Genomic DNA, 17,950 nt, shown 5'->3' on the forward strand with positions numbered 1-17,950 from the left:
TTATGTGTTCTCTGTGCTGTTTAGTAGGTCTGCCTGCAGCGAGATACACACAGCATGCTTGCACTTTGGTCAACAGTAATTATACTGTATAAATATACAGGTTGAGGTGTGTTATGAGCAATTTAATTGAACGATTACAGCGTCAGGATTTGGTTTGGCAGGGCTCAGGGCTTATTGGACGTCAGCAACACAGTAAAGAACTCACGGCGACAGGATATACAGAGCTGGATAAACTCTTACAGGGTGGCTTTCCTAAAATCGGCGTCGTGGATTTGCATACTGAGCTAGGCATTGGTGAGCTGAGATTGTTATTGCCCAGTCTGATGCAACAAAGTGGTTTAACGGCGGTCATTAATCCGCCGGCTCGCCTGAATGCCGATGCTTTGCAGCGTATCGGAATGGACACCGGCAAATTGCTGGAAATCACCCCAGGGTGCCCGCAAGAAGCACTATGGGCTGCTGAGCAGTGCCTGAAAAGCGGCGCCTGCAACAGTGTCTTGGTATGGCATGGAGCACTCCAGGTGCATCAGGTCAAGCGTCTGCAGCTGGCAGCTCAGACTGGCGAGGCGTGTCTGTATCTTTTACGTCGTGAACACTATGGCGAGGGGACCTTGCCGGTGTCTTTAAGCCTGGGACTTAACCCACATACCAAAGGTCTGAGTATCACAGTTAAAAAGCGCAAAGGCGGCTGGGCTCAGTCCCAATTTGCACTGGATATGTCACTGCTCTGGCCTGAGCTGACCGAACAATTTCATACTCAGAGCAAGGAAGTACCAGATGTTGCACAGCAGTATTCTACAGGCAGGTAGTGGTAATGACTTTGTGGTTGTATTTACACTTTCCTGCTATTCAGCTCGATAAACTGAAAATCGCGGAGCAAACGCAAAAATCGGATGAGACAGAACCTGATGGTATCACCACTGAGTTATCTCGGCCCTGCATCATTGTCGGTGGGCGTGACAACAGGGTGATGCAGCTGGATCAGGCTGCTGCACAACTGGGGATATCGACGGGTATGGGACTGGCGGCCGCCGCGGCCCGCAGTCGAGAGCTGGTTGTACATCCCTATGATGAAGCCGATGAAAGCCGAACGATCCGTGAAATTGCCCAGTGGTTGTATCTGATCACGGCAGATATTGCTCTGTTTGCGCCTCAGGGCTTATTACTGAAAGTCAGCGGTATGCTCGCCATGTACCGGGATTTATCTCACTACCTGAGCACGTTGCGCTCACATCTGGATACACAGTCCTTTACCTATCGGTTTGCATTTGGCTACTCCCCGGAGGCCGCCCGGTTGCTGGCAAAACAGCATGGCGCTTTGGCACATCAGAACCCCGAAGCGCTTGAAAAAGCCTTACATGGCCTGCCGTTGGTGGCCTTATCACTGCCTGCTAAACAGCTTGAGCGGCTACAACGGGTTGGGTTTAAAACTGTCGGCGAGCTGTTCGCGTTGCCTCTGGTGGAGCTGGGAAAACGTTTCGATTGTGAGCTGGTACAGTATGTGTCCAGGCTGCGCGGGAAAGTGCCTCACCCTGTGACTTTTTATCAACCAGAGCCAGAGTTTGAACGCTATTTGCCACTGTTGTACGACATAGAAAACCTGGACTGGCTGAATAAACCGCTGCTTAAACTGTTGGTGCAACAGGAGCAGTTTTTACGGTTACGTAATCGACATGCCAGACAATTAATACTGACCTTGTATCAGCGCGATGCTGAACCCCTACAGCTTGAAGTGGGTCGTGCAGAAGGTACAGATCGGGCCGATCTGTGGCTGAACTTATGCGACCTCAAACTCAGCTCAGTGACGCTCAATGGTCCGGTACAGGCAATAGGACTAAAAGTTGCACAGATGTGTCAGCCCGATGAACTGATGCATGACTTGTTTGCCGAGCAACGCGGTACGATGACGTCTGCTGGTCTGGTCGCTGTGTTGCAGGCTAAATTAGGTGAGCGTGCGGTACAGGGACTGACAGCCTGTGATGATTTGCGCCCTGAGCTGGCAACTGGATACTGTACGCCACTGAGTATGCCGGGGACACCTTTGTCGGGGACACCTTTTCCGAAGGTACCTTCGTTATACCCTGAAATGGGCTATCTCAGACCCGCCTTTTTACTGCCGAGTATCCAGCCATTACAGCATAAAATTAATGTCCACTTAGGCCCTGAACGGATCTGCACTGGCTGGTGGGATGCTCATGAGGTTGAACGAGATTACTTTGTGGCTCAGGATGCACAGGGGCGCTGGTTATGGGTGTTCCGAGATCGTCAGCAGCGCTGGTTTTGCCATGGGGTTTTCAGTTGATGGCAACGAATAAGTCAGCGATGTTCGCCTTACCCGTTTCTTCACCGGGGATAAAACAGACGGTTGGCCAGGGGACGGATGAGCCACCCGGAAGCGAAAGGCTGCCTGGTTATGCTGAGCTGTTTTGTCAAACTAACTTCTCTTTTTTAGAGGGCGCATCGAGGCCAGAAGAACTGGTGCGCCAGGCTGATTTTCTCGCTTATACTGCGCTTGCCATTACCGATGAATGCTCCTTGGCTGGGGTAGTGAGGGCGCATACGTTAATTAAGGAGCTGCAACTTGATTTACAACTGGTTGTGGGCAGCCTGATGCGTTTTGAGTCACTGGACATGGTGTTACTTTGTCCGGATAAAGCAGCCTACAGTGAGTTATGCCGGGTGATCACCAATGCCAGGCGACGTGCTGAAAAAGGTCACTATCAGCTGGCCGAATGGGATTTACTGTCGTTACGTCACTGCCTGCTTATCTGGTTACCTAAAGGAGATGACCGAGATGAGCACTGGGGAGCCTGGTTGGTACGTCATCATAAACATCGTAGTTGGGTGGGCATGCAGCGCCATTTAGTAAACCAGGAGCAACGTTTTATTGCTCACTGCGAGACATTAGCTGCGCGCTATAAGTTACCCATTACGGCATGTGGTGGTGTGTTAATGCATAGCAGTGAGCGACTCAGACTACAACAGACACTGACGGCCATTCGGCTTAATCTGCCGCTTGAACAAGTCAAAGGCCGGTTATTGGTTAATGCCGAACGCGCCTTGCGTAGCCGGGAAAAACTCAGCAAGCTGTTTAAGGCACCCTGGCTGGCAGAATCTTTACGCATAGCAAAGCGCTGTCATTTTAATCTGGACTCTTTGCGTTATCAGTATCCGGCAGAGCTGGTGCCCGCAGGAAAAACGGCGATGCAGCATTTACGCGATTTAGTAAAACATGGGCAAAAAAAGCGCTTTCCACAGGGCGTGCCGCCAGAGATAGCCGAGATCATAACTAAAGAGCTGGCACTGATTGAGGAGCTGGACTATCCCTACTTTTTTCTCACCATTCATGATCTGGTACGTTTTGCACGTAGCAAAGCGATTTTATATCAGGGGCGGGGCTCGGCAGCCAACTCAGTGGTGTGTTACTGCCTGGAGATAACAGCGGTAGATCCACGCCAGGTGTCGGTGTTGTTCGAGCGTTTTATTAGTAAAGAGCGTAACGAGCCGCCAGATATCGATGTGGATTTTGAACATGAACGTCGTGAAGAGGTGATCCAGTACATTTACCATAAATATGGCCGTAAGCGCGCCGCGCTGGCTGCAACGGTGATCAGCTACCGCTTTAAGAGTGCCGTCAGAGACGTCGGGAAAGCGCTGGGAATTGAAGCAACTCAGCTGGACTATTTTATCCGCAATGTGAACCGTCGTGACCGTGGTCAAAACTGGCAAACTCAGTTGAGTGAGCTCGGCTTGCAGCCAGATTCACTGAAAGGGCAGCACTTCATCAGCCTGGTTGAAGAAATCATGGGTTTTCCCCGCCACCTTTCTCAGCATGTGGGCGGCTTTGTGATCTCTGCTGGCCCTTTGCATGATCTGGTACCCATAGAGAATGCTGCTATGGCAGAGCGCACAGTGATCCAGTGGGATAAAGACGACCTTGAAAGCCTTAAACTGCTTAAAGTCGATGTACTGGCATTGGGTATGCTGAGTGCCATTCGTAAAACGTTTGCACTGATCGCACAGCACACATCAAGACAGCTGGATTTGGCTGAGTTAACCCGGATGGGTGACGACCCTCAGGTATATAAAATGCTTCAGCGGGCAGATACTGTCGGCGTATTTCAGATAGAATCCCGCGCACAAATGAGCATGCTGCCCCGATTAAAACCCGCCTGTTATTACGATTTAGTGATCCAAATTGCCATTGTCAGGCCGGGGCCAATTCAGGGGGATATGGTGCATCCTTTCTTAAAACGTCGTAATGGTGAAGAAGCCGTGACTTATCCTTCCGAGGAGGTGAAGTCTGTGTTGTCTCGCACAATGGGCGTCCCTATCTTTCAGGAGCAGGTGATTAAACTGGCGATGGTTGCGGCAGGCTTTTCCGGTGGGGAGGCAGATCAATTGCGCCGGGCAATGGCGTCGTGGAAAAAAAGTGGTGAGTTGATGCAGTTTAGAGAAAAGCTGATCAACGGGATGCAAGCACGGGGCTATGAAGTGAGTTTTGCTGAACGTATTTTTGAGCAGATCTGTGGTTTTGGTGAGTATGGTTTTCCGGAAAGTCACTCCGCCTCGTTTGCTGTGCTGGCTTATGCATCAGCCTGGTTGAAACACTATTATCCGGCGATGTTCTATACCGCACTATTAAACAGTCTGCCAATGGGGTTTTACAGCGCCTCACAATTGGTCCAGGATGCCAGGCGTCATCAGGTGGAGGTTTTGCCTGTGTGTGTCAATGCCTCTGAGTACGATCATCATATTTGCCAGCAACAGCAGCGATTTGCGATTCGACTTGGGTTGCGTCTGGTAAAAGGCTTACAACGTGACAATGCTGAGCAGTTACTGGCTGCTCGCCCGGGTAGAGGGTTTCAGAATATCGGTGAGCTAAAGCGCATCGGGTTGTCTGGTAATGCACTGGAGTGTCTGGCGTCTGCCAATGCGCTTAAAGCGTTACAGGGCGACCGTTATTCGGCTCGCTGGACACTGATGGATCAGGAACAGGCCTTGCCATTATTTGCCACACGCACGGAGCCTGACGGTACGCATTCGCTGGCGGAATCGCAATCTTGTATTTTTCAGCCAGATGACATGGACGACCTGGTGGAAGATTATGCGGCGCTGGGTCTCACTCTGGGTCAACACCCGGTAACGCTGCTCGATAAGGCCGGTAAACTGGGTCGTTTTACTCGCATGGCGCAGCTCAGTGCTTGTCGGCATAAATCTGTGGTGACTGTGGTAGGGATCGTGACTGGTAAACAGGCGCCGGGCACTGCGGGTGGGGTGACCTTCTTTACGCTTGAAGATGACACCGGCAATATCAATGTGGTGGTATGGGCGGGCACTGCACGTGCTCAAAAGCAGGCTTACCTCAGTGCTAAACTGCTGGAAGTAAAAGGTATTGTTGAAAAAGAAGGCGAGGTGATCCACGTCATCGCCGGTCGGCTGGTTGACCGCAGTGAGATCCTGGGCACCTTGCACAGTAAGTCCCGGGACTTTCATTAAGCTACAAATCAGCCAAAACAAAGCTCAAGACTGGCACAGCAAAAAGCGCTGCGCCAGAATACCTAGGTAAAATTAAGTTCTGAGTCTGAATTTACGAACCAATTGAGCCAGTTGCTCGGCTTGCTTATTGAGCTCCTGTGCAGACAAAGCTGCAACCTGAGTATCCTGCAGTGAACTTTGGCTGGATTGCTCTATTTTAGAAATGTCCCGAGCCATTTCACCAGCCACGACTGATTGTTCCTCGGTTGCAGTCGCTATCGACTGGATCATAGAGGCAATTTCAGACGCACCACGAACAATGTCATCCAGCTGAGCTCCCGCAGCTTCAGCCATAGATACACTCTGGTCAACTTGAGACACGCTGTTTTGCATTGAACTGACGGCATGTTCCGTCTGAGACTGGATCGACTGAACTGTAGAAACCACTTCCTCCGTCGCTTTAGAGGTACGCTCAGCCAGCGTTCTGACTTCATCGGCGACTACGGCAAAGCCACGCCCCTGTTCGCCGGCTCGTGCAGCCTCAATAGCGGCATTTAAGGCGAGCAGGTTGGTTTGCTCGGCAATACTGCCAATCACGCCAATCACGTTACCAATCTGACTACTCAGTTCGCCCAGGTGAGTCACATTTTCAGCGGTTTTCTGCACGTTTTGTGAGGCAGTTTTAATTTTACTGACGGTTTGTCCGACGGTATCTCCGCCTCCTGAGGCCAGTGTACGCGCCTGGTCGGCGTGGCTGGCTGCGACCTGGCTCTGTGACGCAACCTCTGAGACTGTGGCGCTCATCTCCTCAATGGCGGTGGCAACCTGAGTCGACTGATCGGCCGATGAGCGGCTGCGCGAAGCGATTTGGTCATTGGCTTCGGCGATGTCATGGCTCGAAGTACGCACATCATCTACCACCTGAGCAATTGAGTGTAATAGCTCGTTCAAAGAGCGAGCCATTTTATTGGTGGCTTCGGCCAGTCCGTCAATTTCGTCCTGGCCTTTGTGCACGATGTCTCTGTCTGAGATATCACCTGCACTGATCCGTTCAGCGACTCCCAGTACCTGATTTAGTCTGGATACGATTGAGCTGCTAATAATATAGGCAATGGCCATACCCAGAATTGCAGCGATCAGTGTGATCACAATAATCACGATAGAGGTTGAGTTGAGCCCCTCAACTAACAGCTCCAGTGCACCAGTGGCATCATCGATTTCCTCTTTTGCAGAGACATCGAGGATCTTTGCTATATCCTGAATGTATTTTCTGTCCAATTCGCTGAGCGTCGCTGTTGCCTGTTTAAAAGCTGTTGGATCATAGCTGCTGAAGACGGTAGCCGCTTCATCGCGTATGGCTTTATATAAGCGTTTAATGGTCGCGATATCCTGTAACTCATTCGGTTTTTGTTCTAGAGGTATCAAAAGGTTCAGATATTCTTCAAAGCTGGCGGCATCGTCATTAAAGTCTGCTTCTGCATTCGCATTACCCGTTGTATGTGAAATAATCGCGGCTATCATATCGCCGGCTTCATCCACAAGCTCTAAATAGTAACGGACACCCGGCAGGTCATCGTTGAGTGACTCCTGTAAATCGGTCGACTGCATAGCATCGTTAAACTCTTGTTCTTTAAGCTTATCTAGCAGAGACTCTAACTGTTCTCCGGTGGTCGACTCAAGGCGGTCAACCCGGGTTTTTATACGTTGATAGGCATCGGGATCATAGCGACCAAAAACATCCTGATTGACTCGCTGGTGGTAAGTCGTGATGCTTTTGAGAATGTGAGCCATTTTTTCCCGGTCAGCCTGTTTGGCTGATTCATAGCGGTATAACTCGGTGTGTACTTCCTTGAACTTTCGAAATACCTCATTAAACATGGACTTCTTACTGGTATCCCCATTCATATATTCGAGCGCTGCACTTTTGAGCTGGTGTTCGGTGTCGAGCAAGCGGCTATAGAGGATCATGCCCGGGAGGTCATCGCCTGTGACTTCCTGAGCCCGGGCTGTTTCGGTTGCAACTTTAAACCAGACGAGTGTACTGGACATCACCATCAGCACAATAAGAACACCAAAGGCCGAGTAGAGTTTGTTACTGAGTTTCATAGAATCACCAAGTTCGAAAGAGGCGTCATCCGTGGCGTACTTTTCATTGTATTGTCGTCCATAATTAAAGTCGTTAATTGCAAAAAATGACAAGTTTTATCTGCAGTCAGAGTATGAGTGATAGGCAGGCTTGTTGCTTTTTGCTGATTATTTTAAAATTTTGTTTTTGAATCGTTCCAATTTTGTTCCAGTTAAAGAGAATATCTGGTTTATTCTAAAAACAGGGCTAAAGTAGTCTGATTAGAACGGCTCTAAATAACGTGAAATTCATCATATATCTTTGTTTATTATAAAATATTTAAGGTTGAACGCGAAGGGGGAAGTGAGGTTTTACAGCCAATCAGAGCAAATAGAGAAAAACTTATTGTATTTACCTGTCAGGTTATGAAATATTTTATATCTGTATTGTGCTGACCTGGCAGGCGAAGTTATCAGGTGTGCCAGAGATATACGCATGCTGTCCCGGTGATGCCTCTTACACGATTTTTGTTGTAAAAAGGGTAATATTCACTCTCCAGGCTTTCACTCTAATTTGATGATATTCATGTATAAAGGGAACAAAGAAAACAGTGAAACGGGGCTGAACTAACTGGTCAGATGTGTTAGGGTGAGGTGTTATCTAAATCCAACAGGTAAGCGTTATGGCAACACCCTTATTAAAAACCTATAAGAAGTTTAAATGGTTGCCCTTTGGCAACTGGCTATTCAGCAAGGCGGTCTGCAAGCGAGCGCCTTATTTCGGTACTATTAAACCTAAGATCACTCACCTCAGTGAAGGGCGGATCACGGCGCAAATGCCCAACAGAAAAGCCGTGCACAACCATATTGGCACGGTGCATGCGATTGCGCAGTGTAACCTCGCTGAACTATGTGCTGGAGTGGTGACCGATGCCAGTATACCGTCGAAAACACATCGCTGGATCCCCAAAGGAATGACAGTACAATATCTAAAAAAAGCGGATACTGATCTGCACGCAGAAGCGACGATTTCACTTCCACGCGAGTGGCAGGATAAAGAAGAGCTGATAGTCCCGGTTGAGGTGTTCAACAGTGACGGGGTGAAGGTATTTCATGCCGATGTGACTATGTATATTTCGGCGAAAAAATAGTCATTGGCCCGCGAGCAGCGGGCATTTTTCTATCAGAAAGTATAGCGATACTTTACTTCTGCCTGGGTGTATTCCACACCGTTGGTGTACTCCAGCACCGCAGCGGAGCGCTGCGTAAGGTCCAGGCGCAGGCCGATATTAACAAAAACACCATCGTCATCATCTGTAGAGTTATCCAGTAACTCATAGCCCGCTTGACCATAGGCGCTAATGTGTTTGGAGAAGGCGTGCTCGTACTCACCGTAAAGGCGACGTGTATCTGCGGTTGAGTTAGAGCGATTAGTTGACACTTCAAACTCACCAACCTGAGCGCCAACTGCCAGGCGTCCACTGTCCGTTGAATGCAGAATGTAGCCCAGATTAAACGTCGTTTCGTCAACGTCGTATTCCCCATCACTAAGATTGTCGAAGAATGCCAGGCTGTCCGAATGCTGATCGATTTTGAGTCCCATAAAGAGACCGCTGGCAAATTCATAACTGCCCGCAATCATAAATCCCCGAGGAGTAACTGAACCCGGTGAACCATCCAGCTTGGTCTTACCATAACCCACTTCCAGGAAGCTTTTACTCAGTTCAGCAGCCTGAGAGCCTAAAGAGGCAGTAGCCAGTAGCAGGCCTAAAATATGCTTCTTCACTTTATATCCTTTTATTTGCTTAGTATGGGATTAAAAAAACGAGCCTAACAAGCTCGTTCTATTAAAGGCCTGCAATGAGCAGGCCTTTTTTCAAATCAGAAAGTATAACGGTATTTTACTTCCGTTTGGTCATACTCCACACCGTTGGTGTATTCAACGACAACACCTGAGTGAGCAGTAAAGTCAAATCGCAGACCGGCATTGAAGTAGACGCCATTTTCGTCACTAATAGCAGTTGGGAAGTCCAGCATCTCATACCCAGCCTGGGCAAATGCGCTGAAACGTTTGCTAAGCGCATGCTCGTATTCGCCGTAAACTCGACGGGTGTCTATTGAAGTACTTCTGCCGTTTAGGGAAACCTCAAACTCACCTACCTGAGCACCTGCTGCAAATCGACCATTGCCGGTCTTGTGCAATATATAGCCCAGATTAAAGGTGGTTTCATCAACGTCATAGTCGTCACTGATTAAATCATCAAAAACATTTAGGGTATCGGAGTGCTGGTCGATTTTTAGTCCGATGAAAATGCCGTTAGTAAATTCGTAACTCCCTGCAAAAATAAAACCTTGTGGATCTGAACCACTTGGGGCGCCATCCAGGCTCGTTTCACCATATCCTACTTCCAGGTAGCTTTTACTTAGCTCGGTAGCCTGAGAACCCAAAGACGTGGCAGCGAGTAGTAGACCTAAAATATGCTTTTTCACTTTATATCCTTTTATTTGCTTAGTATGGGATTAAAAAAACGAGCCTAACGAGCTCGTTCTATTTTTATAATATGCGTGAAATGTATCACTATCAGATACAAAAGTGAAAGGCTAAGTCTATGTTTTGTGTTAATAAATGTTACCGATGATACGCTTTGGGTGCGCTATTCAACCTTCGCTGGCTTTATCCAGAGGCGTGACGTTTGATTGCTCTGCACGATGGTTTAACTGGCCTTGTATATGGGCACCAGCCTGAATACATAGCGTATCATGTTCAATGTCCCCGGTGACTCTGGCACTGGGCTCCAGCGTGACGCTGTCGGCGCTGATACCACCCTGAACTTGTCCTCGTACCTGAACCTGGTTTGCAACGATATTACCCTCGACAACACCCGTTTCACCAATGATCAACTGAGTCACTTGCAGATCGCCAACGACTTTGCCATCAACCTGAATTTCACCATCACACTGGATGTTACCTGTGATTACGGTGTCGGGGGAAATAAGCGAGAAAGGAAATGAATTTTTCTTTTTATTGAACACGTTTGAGCACTCTTGCCAGTTTTACAGGGTTTATATGCTTTTTATCCTGTAACACCTCATAATGCAAGTGCGTACTGGTACTACGACCTGTGCTGCCCATCAGCGCAATCACGTCTGACTGCTTGACCGTCTGGCCTTTTTTCACTTTGATGGTGTGCAAATGACCATAACGCGTGACAATGCCGTTGGCATGTTGAATTTCAATAAACTTACCGTAGCCGCCATTTTTACCGGCTTTGCGCACCACACCATCGGCTGGCGCAATGATCTGGGTTTTGTGCCAGCCTGCCATATCTACGCCTTTGTGGTAGGCGCGACGGCCAGTGATGGGGTCTTTACGAAAGCCAAAAGCGCTGGAAATATAATATTTGTCGTGCGCAACCGGCATCATTTTAGGCGTTGAATGTAATAGGTTTTCTAACTGATTGAGTTGTACAGAGTCATCTATTAGCCGGGTGTAGTGTGCATTTAACAGCGTGGCATCAACCTGATGATACGGACCACCCTGTGCGGTGTTATTGTCCGTTGTCAGGGATAAGCCGGCTTCGTTAAATCCGGCCATTAGCTGGTTATGGCGCGCCGAAATAATCGTTTGCAATGTCTCAAGCAAAGCGGCCTGTGCATCATCCAGGTCATTGCTGTGTGCCTCAAATTCATGGCTGTCATTGATATCACCAGCGGCAGGCTGCGTATCATTCTGTTGTGTACTCTCTGGCAGAGATAGCGCTGCGTCTGTCTGCTCAGTGATGGACGTCGGCAGAGCACCGACAATTTCACTGAGTACAGTATGCTGTTCGTTTAAGGTGACAAGCTGTGTATGTTGTTCAGTCAGACGTTCGGCCAGCAGCTGTTTTTCTTTTGCCCAGGCTTGCTGTTGAGTCTGTAGTTCAGCCTGTAGGGCATTAACCGTTTTTTGTTGTTTAAAAAACGCTGATGTACTGATAACTAACCAGGTAAGAGCACCACAAACCAGCACCAGTGCAATAAATTGCAACCAGCCGGGCACAACCATCATACTAACCTGACCATTCTGGCGCATCATTAGCTGTTTAGGTTGAAATAGCGATGTGATCAGGCGTTTGATATAGCGAAACATAACACGTAAAAATTTAAATTAACGACTCACTTTAACAATTTTTATGCAAAAAGCCAGTATTTACTTACAAAAAAAAGGTGTACTTAAGCACACCTTTGTTTTGTATAGAAAAGCTTTTGCGTTTGCGATTACTTCGCTGGCAGGATAGTGCCTTCGACTGAACCGAAACCGATACGTGCAAAGCCGTTGGCTTCACACCAGCCACGCATAATGACCTTGTCGCCGTCTTCTAGGAACTTACGCTCTTCACCATTGTCCAGGGTGATGGTATCTTTACCGCCACGAGACAGCTCAAGCAGTGAACCCGCTTCTTCGTGCTCTGGACCAGACTGAGTACCTGAACCCAGCATGTCGCCCGGCAGGAAGTTACAGCCGTTTACTGTGTGGTGAGTGACCATTTGTGCCACTGTCCAGTAGCTGTGCTTAAAGCTTGATTCTGACAGCTTGCTTGGCGCTGCATTGGCTTCACGCATTTTCGCTGTTTCAAGTAGCACGTCCATCTGGATATCAAACGCACCCGATTCACGGTTTTGTGCAGACTCAAGATACTCCAGAGGCTGAGGGTCTTGTTCATTACGGTGCCAGTTAGTGCGATACGGCGCCAGCGCTTCTGTGGTGACAATCCACGGTGATACAGTAGAGGCAAAGTTTTTCGCCAGGAACGGGCCTAACGGCTGGTATTCCCAGGCTTGCAGATCACGGGCTGACCAGTCGTTGAACAGACAGAAACCGAACACATGGCTTTCGGCATCTTCAATCGAGATTGAATCGCCCAACTCGTTCCCTTTACCCAGGTAGATACCCAGCTCTAGTTCGTAGTCCAAGCGCTTACAAGGACCGAAAGACGGTGTATCTGCATCTGGCGCTTTAGTCTGACCTTTAGGGCGTGGGAAGTTTTGACCTGACACGTCAATCGATGAAGCACGGCCGTGGTAACCGATTGGTACCCACTTATAGTTAGGCAGCAAAGGGTTGTCCGGGCGGAACAAGCTACCTACCGCTGTAGCATGGTAGATTGAGGTGTAGAAATCTGTGTAGTCGCCAATATGACACGGCAGTGCATATTCAACGTCGGATTGAGCAACTAATGCCGCTTCCAATGCGCCCTGATGCTCAGAGCCTTCACGAAGAGCACGAGATAACGCCAGACGCAGAGCAGACCAATAATTTTGACCCATACCCATAAACTCATTGAGCTTAGGTGCGTTCGCCGCTTCAACCGCGTCCTGTGCTTCGCCGCTGAAAATACCCGCTGCGGCAACCACTGCTAAATCCAGTACTTGATCGCCAATGGCAACGCCGCCACGGAACTCTTCTGCACTGTCTTTACGACGGAATGAGGCAAAAGGCAGGTTTTGAATAGGGAAGTCGGTGCCGGCCTGGTTAGCGCTGGCAACCCAGCTCTTCAGATTAATGTCGTGCGTTTCGTTGATAAAAGACATGGTCTTTCCTTTTTGCAAGTTTGAGGCTGTTCTCAGATGTGGTGATAGCGTTTTGATTTTTCAATGCAACATCTGAGTCTCAGACAAATTAAACGGCAAAAGCAGCCACAAGGCATCGCCCCAAGCTGCTTTTAAATTTCTACTCTCAAAGGAGAATTAGATCACGCCGCGGCGTTCCTGATCACGCTCGATAGACTCGAACAGTGCCTGGAAGTTACCTTCACCGAAACCACCGTCGTCAACACGCTGGATCATCTCGATAAAGATAGGACCAAACAGGTTCTTAGTGAAGATCTGCAGCAGGTAGCAATCTTCGCTCTGGCTGTCTACCAGGATCTGGTGCTCTTTGATCTTTTCACGGTCTTCTTTAACCCAAGGTACACGGTCAAAAATGGTGTCGTAGTAGTGATCAACAATGTCTAATGTTGCAATGTTAGTCTGGTCAAGTTTATCCAGTGACGCAACCAGGTCGTTGGTCAAAAATGCCAGGTGCTGTACGCCCGGACCATTGTACTCGTCCAGGTACTCATCGATCTGGTTGTTGTTGTCGTCTTTACCTTCGTTAATTGGAATAGAGAAGGTGCCACACGGAGACTTCAGTGCGTATGACAACAGGGCTGTCTTCTGACCTTTGATGTCGAAATAACGGACTTCAGTAAAGCCGAATACGTCTTTATAGAAGTTTGCCCATGTTTCCATGGTGCCTTTGTATACGTTGTTAGTCAGGTGGTCGATACGCAGGAAGCCTTTGTCCTCAACAACCACTTGCTCTTCCAAATCAACAAAGTCTTGCTCGAAGATAGAACCTTTATCACCGAATACGTCGATGAAGTAGATCAGGCTGTCGCCGATGCCGTAGATAGCAGGGTAAGGCAAGTCTTTATGGGTTGAATCAGTTGCTGGTTTTGCACCGCGCTCAACCGCAATTTCGAACGCTTTTTGCGCGTCTTCTACACGCCAGCCCATAGAGCAGATAGCCGGACCGTGGCTCTTAGCGAACTCAGCAGAGAAACCGCCGCGCTCTTTATTCAGCAGGAAGTGAATGTCGTGCTGGTTGTAGTATAGGATGTCTTTGTCTTTAAACTTTTTCAGTTTAGAAAAACCAAAATCGGCAAAAATCTTTTCCATGTAGTCCGCATCTGGTGTTGCGTACTCGGTAAACTCAATGCCAACTAGGCCTAGAGGATTTGTTACTTCACTCATTGTCATACTCCCGCTTAAAAGCACTGGATCGCTATTTGTTTTGTGCTGTGGATGATTAATCAAAATGCTCAAAAGGGGAAGCTATCGGCATGAATTAGACTGTGGGGCATTTGTAAATCTGGTTGGACAATTTAGCTAATATGAACACCAAAATAACCCTTATAATTTTTCATCCAAAAATTGCTCTTTAAAGCGTCAAAATTCATAGTGGGAAGGAAGGTGAAGAAGTGCTAGGTAATAATGTAATATTATGAATTATATGCTCTTATTTGTACTTCTGGATTTTAAAAAGCGAGAATAGCTAATTTTTACTTTTACTTGATGAAGCTCAAAAGTCGAATGTATATGTACACAATAGTTTACAAAGTAGGGCTGAAAATGAAAAAACCGCGCATAGTCGCGCGGTTTTTATCTACTAAATATTTGTGCCAAAGATTAGCGTACGCCGTGCATCAGACGTGTAATTGCTGGAGCTGCCAGGAAGTAAATGACGGCACCACCAACGCCTAACCAGACTAACTGCATAAATACGTCAGAGTACTGTGCAATTGAGCCAACAGCATGACCCGATTCACCTCCACCACTGGTTGCGATGGATGCGATGACACCTGCTAAGTATTGTGCCATAGCGATAGACAGGAACCAGCCACCCATTGCCAGGCCAACCTCTTTTGGCTTGGCTAATTTAGTTACCATAGACAGGCCAATCGGAGACAGACATAGTTCACCCAATGTGTGGATCAGATAACACAATGCAAGCATGTAAGCTGGTACCTTACCACTGGCATCCTGCATAAACTGAATAGCAAAAACCAACACGTAAAAGCCTAAAGCGGCGCCTAGCAGGCCGAAAGCAAATTTACGAGGAATAGAGGGGTTTGCTTCTCGTTGATCCAGTTTAAGCCACAGTGCAGCTAAAACAGGCGCAAACAAAATAATGAATATAGAGTTGGCAGATTGAAACAGTGTGAAGTGAATTGTCGTGAAGCCGATATCCAGATTGACATGATCTTTGGCAAAGAAGTTTAGTGACGAGCCTGCTTGCTCAAACAGCGCCCAAAAAACGGTATTAGCCAAAAAGAGCAGCAACATGGCGATGTATCTGTGTAGTTGTTTCTTATCGCCCGACTGGAAACCACTATATAAGAAGTATGCGATCAAACCTAACATTAAAAAGGCAAGCAGGTATCCAAGCAAAGCACTGTTACTGAGTAGATAGAAAGCAGGTACAACCAGTAATACTGCACTTGCTGCGACCACAGCAAAGCGTGGCCAGCTCGCTTTTGCATTTTCAGCTTTACCAACACCATTTAACCAAGACTTTTGTAGTTGGAAAACCATAACTCCAAAAATCATACCAATGCCAGCTGCCAGGAAGCCATATTGATAGCCCCAGATAGCACCAATGATAGTGGCACAGATAATAGGCGCAAGTGCGCCTCCTAAGTTGATCCCCATATAGAAAATGGTAAAGCCTGAATCCCGACGCGGGTCACCCGGCTCATAGAGCTTGCCTACAATGGTTGAGATGTTTGGCTTAAACAGGCCATTACCCATTACGATAAATGCGAGACCAAATAAAAAGGTCGTGAGGTCGGGTGCCATGAGCATAAACATGCCGACGGCCATCATGATACCACCCAGGATGATCGATCTTTGGTAGCCGATCAGCCGGTCAGCTACATAACCACCCAAAATAGCTGTCATGTACACCATTGAGGTGTAACCACCATAAGTTAAGCTAGCCTGCTTAGCTGCTTCCTCTGCTGTAAGGTGATCAAAGAAGGCGATAGCGACATAAGGGGCAAGAACGGCACGCATACCGTAATAACAAAATCGTTCCCAGAATTCTGCCGAGAACAGCATCCATAACCCTTTAGGATGTCCTAAAATGGTCGGAGCCTGTGTATTTGAACTCATAAGTTTTTATCCAGATTAAAATCACAATGTGTTGTTTTGGCCTTAATATTATCGATGTCGAACGTACTGAAGATGACAGTCATATCAAACATACTTTGAACGGGTGGCCAGTCCCCAAATGATTTCCAAGTTAGGTCAGTGTTGACTAACTATTCATTAAAAGCGCGTCAGTATACCTAGTGGGATGGCGATGGGGAAGCCTTACCAGCTGGGTGGGACGCTTTTTGTATACAAAAAAACCAGCCTGTCAGGCTGGTTTTTGTGCATTTAGAGCGATTGTTCCGGTTATCGGCAGAAGTTGTCGACAAAGGTCAGGTCGTTAATATGCTCAGGACCTTCCATCACTAAAGTTGCAACGGCTGTGTCTGGATTCATTTGCCAGATTTGCGCATTGCTACCTGCTTCGCGACCAGAGACGTACAGTTTGCCGTCGGAGGTAATGGCCAGACCAGAAGCCCAGTTAACACCGTGCTCACCAATTTTAGTCAGTTCCATATTACCTTCATCCAGCGTATACAGTGCCTTACCGGTTAACACGTAAAGGACGTTACCGTCTGCTGAGTACGCGATGTCACCATGGCTGAAATCATCGCCAGAGTAAGACAATTTACCCAGTACGGTTTTTTCACCGCTGTTCATGTCAAAGTCGTACATGTAGGTTTTACTGGTGCTGCGCAAAGATACGCCGTCTGGTGTAACAGCAGAGCGATATAAAGGCCATGAAGTTGCATTAGCTACGCTATATTGCTGGTTGCCATTGAGATCCAGCGCCCACAAAGTAGAAGCTTTAGACTTGCTGTCAGTCTGCTCCATGAAATAAAGCACACCGTCTTTGCTTGCGATGTTAGATGCGGTGTGTGTTACCCCTGACACAGTGCTGTACTGACCAGCGTCAACATCAAAGTGATACACATAACCACTTTGTGATGAGCCGTAATTGTTGATACCAAATAAACCTGTAACACAGTCAGCAGTGACCGAGACGTTGTCCAGTAGTGCACCGTATGAGTCTGAGTTGCCTGCGCCAACGAATTTCAAAGTACTTGCGTCACTGTTTGCCGTTACCGTGATAGTGTAGTGTTGCCAGCGTCGTTGCGTACCATTTAGCTCTGCAATGACCTGGTCGTCCCAATAGACGGTTGCTTTATTGGTGGTGCTATTGTTAGTAACACGAGGTGAGTAGTAAAAACTTACGACATATTGTTTGCCAGCTTCCGTCGCCACGCTTTGGTATGCGCTGTAGTTACGGGTTGAGTCCAGCTCAAGGTATTGCTCACCATCTTGTGCCTGAATAAGGCCAAGGCGGTTTGTCTGAATTTCAAACTTAGCGGAGCTGCGGCTCCAGCCGGGCAAAGTTCTGAACAGACTCCAGGACCCATTAACGGCATCTGACTGTTCAAAAGAACCATTGGTGATCAGGTTTTCACCGGCGTTTGCAGCAAAGCTGCTGATTAGGGCGGCACTCAGGCCAAGCGCAAGAACTGATAATTTCATAGACATACTCCAGGGCTAAATTCTATTTGTGTAAATAAAATGTTATCCCTAATCAATTTTAACTAATCCCATTTTCTTACTTTTACACGGTTTGGTCAATTAGAAATCAAAAAAATGACTGTTAGTTCCGATTTATGCCTCAGTATTAGAATATAAAATGATACCAAAGGATTGGTTTTTATTGTTTATGTACCTAATACTTTTACATGTCATCCGAATA

Annotated in this window: 13 protein-coding genes; 4 read left to right on the forward strand and 9 right to left on the reverse strand. The window is 47.7% G+C overall.

Annotated features, from left to right (window positions below):
• Positions 1–113: 113 nt before the first annotated feature.
• Genes imuA through ACXAH1_RS20130 form a run of 3 tightly spaced genes read left to right on the forward strand, consistent with a single transcriptional unit; the run spans position 114 to position 5,499 of the window.
• The gene (gene imuA / locus ACXAH1_RS20120) at positions 114–809 is read left to right on the forward strand and encodes a translesion DNA synthesis-associated protein ImuA (RefSeq protein WP_475199084.1); all 696 of its coding nucleotides are present in this window, start codon (positions 114–116) and stop codon (positions 807–809) included.
• Positions 810–814: 5 nt separating this feature from the next.
• Positions 815–2,302 carry a Y-family DNA polymerase gene (locus ACXAH1_RS20125; protein WP_475199087.1) on the forward strand — a complete coding sequence of 496 codons (1,488 nt, stop codon included), beginning with the start codon at positions 815–817 and terminating at the stop codon, positions 2,300–2,302.
• Positions 2,248–5,499: an error-prone DNA polymerase gene (locus ACXAH1_RS20130; protein WP_475199089.1), complete on the forward strand. Its 3,252-nt coding sequence runs from the start codon at positions 2,248–2,250 to the stop codon at positions 5,497–5,499. Before ACXAH1_RS20125 ends, ACXAH1_RS20130 begins: the two co-directional genes overlap by 55 nt.
• 72 nt (positions 5,500–5,571) lie before the next feature.
• Here the strand turns inward: ACXAH1_RS20130 and ACXAH1_RS20135 are convergent, their stop codons facing one another.
• Positions 5,572–7,584: a methyl-accepting chemotaxis protein gene (locus tag ACXAH1_RS20135; RefSeq protein ID WP_475199090.1), complete on the reverse strand. Its 2,013-nt coding sequence runs from the start codon at positions 7,582–7,584 to the stop codon at positions 5,572–5,574.
• A 641-nt stretch (positions 7,585–8,225) separates the two neighbouring features.
• Between ACXAH1_RS20135 and ACXAH1_RS20140 the strand changes: the two genes are divergently transcribed.
• Positions 8,226–8,693: a hotdog fold domain-containing protein gene (locus tag ACXAH1_RS20140; protein ID WP_475199092.1), complete on the forward strand. Its 468-nt coding sequence runs from the start codon at positions 8,226–8,228 to the stop codon at positions 8,691–8,693.
• 32 nt (positions 8,694–8,725) lie between these two features.
• Here the strand turns inward: ACXAH1_RS20140 and ACXAH1_RS20145 are convergent, their stop codons facing one another.
• The 8 genes from ACXAH1_RS20145 to ACXAH1_RS20180 form a co-directional block, all read right to left on the reverse strand.
• A complete protein-coding gene (locus tag ACXAH1_RS20145; RefSeq protein WP_475199095.1) occupies positions 8,726–9,328 on the reverse strand; it encodes an outer membrane beta-barrel protein in 603 nt (200 codons plus the stop codon).
• A 95-nt stretch (positions 9,329–9,423) separates the two neighbouring features.
• A complete protein-coding gene (locus ACXAH1_RS20150) occupies positions 9,424–10,032 on the reverse strand; it encodes an outer membrane beta-barrel protein (RefSeq protein WP_475199097.1) in 609 nt (202 codons plus the stop codon).
• A 168-nt stretch (positions 10,033–10,200) separates the two neighbouring features.
• A complete protein-coding gene (locus ACXAH1_RS20155) occupies positions 10,201–10,575 on the reverse strand; it encodes a bactofilin family protein (protein WP_475199098.1) in 375 nt (124 codons plus the stop codon).
• Complete coding sequence (locus tag ACXAH1_RS20160) at positions 10,565–11,671, reverse strand: peptidoglycan DD-metalloendopeptidase family protein (RefSeq protein WP_475199099.1); 1,107 nt, start codon at positions 11,669–11,671, stop codon at positions 10,565–10,567. The genes ACXAH1_RS20155 and ACXAH1_RS20160 overlap by 11 nt, the downstream gene beginning before the upstream one ends.
• 128 nt (positions 11,672–11,799) lie before the next feature.
• Positions 11,800–13,113, reverse strand: coding sequence for a fumarylacetoacetase (gene fahA, locus ACXAH1_RS20165; protein WP_475199100.1), 1,314 nt, complete (start codon positions 13,111–13,113; stop codon positions 11,800–11,802).
• 156 nt (positions 13,114–13,269) lie between these two features.
• The gene (gene hppD, locus ACXAH1_RS20170; RefSeq protein ID WP_125719936.1) at positions 13,270–14,316 is read right to left on the reverse strand and encodes a 4-hydroxyphenylpyruvate dioxygenase; all 1,047 of its coding nucleotides are present in this window, start codon (positions 14,314–14,316) and stop codon (positions 13,270–13,272) included.
• Positions 14,317–14,751: 435 nt separating this feature from the next.
• Positions 14,752–16,236, reverse strand: coding sequence for a peptide MFS transporter (locus tag ACXAH1_RS20175; RefSeq protein WP_475199104.1), 1,485 nt, complete (start codon positions 16,234–16,236; stop codon positions 14,752–14,754).
• 285 nt (positions 16,237–16,521) lie between these two features.
• Positions 16,522–17,730 (reverse strand): DUF642 domain-containing protein, encoded by a 1,209-nt coding sequence (locus tag ACXAH1_RS20180; RefSeq protein ID WP_475199106.1) that lies wholly within the window; start codon positions 17,728–17,730, stop codon positions 16,522–16,524.
• Positions 17,731–17,950 lie beyond the last annotated feature (220 nt).

It is taken from the genome of Pseudoalteromonas sp. AWH4_217 (genome assembly GCF_056161105.1).

Bases quoted from the DNA above. Each gene is read 5' to 3' on its own strand.
- imuA (WP_475199084.1), top strand. From the start codon at position 114: ATGAGCAATTTAATTGAACGATTACAGCGTCAGGATTTGGTTTGGCAG.
- ACXAH1_RS20125 (WP_475199087.1), top strand. From the start codon at position 815: ATGACTTTGTGGTTGTATTTACACTTTCCTGCTATTCAGCTCGATAAA.
- ACXAH1_RS20130 (WP_475199089.1), top strand. From the start codon at position 2,248: ATGGGTGTTCCGAGATCGTCAGCAGCGCTGGTTTTGCCATGGGGTTTT.
- ACXAH1_RS20135 (WP_475199090.1), bottom strand. From the start codon at position 7,584: ATGAAACTCAGTAACAAACTCTACTCGGCCTTTGGTGTTCTTATTGTG.
- ACXAH1_RS20140 (WP_475199092.1), top strand. From the start codon at position 8,226: ATGGCAACACCCTTATTAAAAACCTATAAGAAGTTTAAATGGTTGCCC.
- ACXAH1_RS20160 (WP_475199099.1), bottom strand. From the start codon at position 11,671: ATGTTTCGCTATATCAAACGCCTGATCACATCGCTATTTCAACCTAAA.
- fahA (WP_475199100.1), bottom strand. From the start codon at position 13,113: ATGTCTTTTATCAACGAAACGCACGACATTAATCTGAAGAGCTGGGTT.
- hppD (WP_125719936.1), bottom strand. From the start codon at position 14,316: ATGAGTGAAGTAACAAATCCTCTAGGCCTAGTTGGCATTGAGTTTACC.
- ACXAH1_RS20175 (WP_475199104.1), bottom strand. From the start codon at position 16,236: ATGAGTTCAAATACACAGGCTCCGACCATTTTAGGACATCCTAAAGGG.
- ACXAH1_RS20180 (WP_475199106.1), bottom strand. From the start codon at position 17,730: ATGAAATTATCAGTTCTTGCGCTTGGCCTGAGTGCCGCCCTAATCAGC.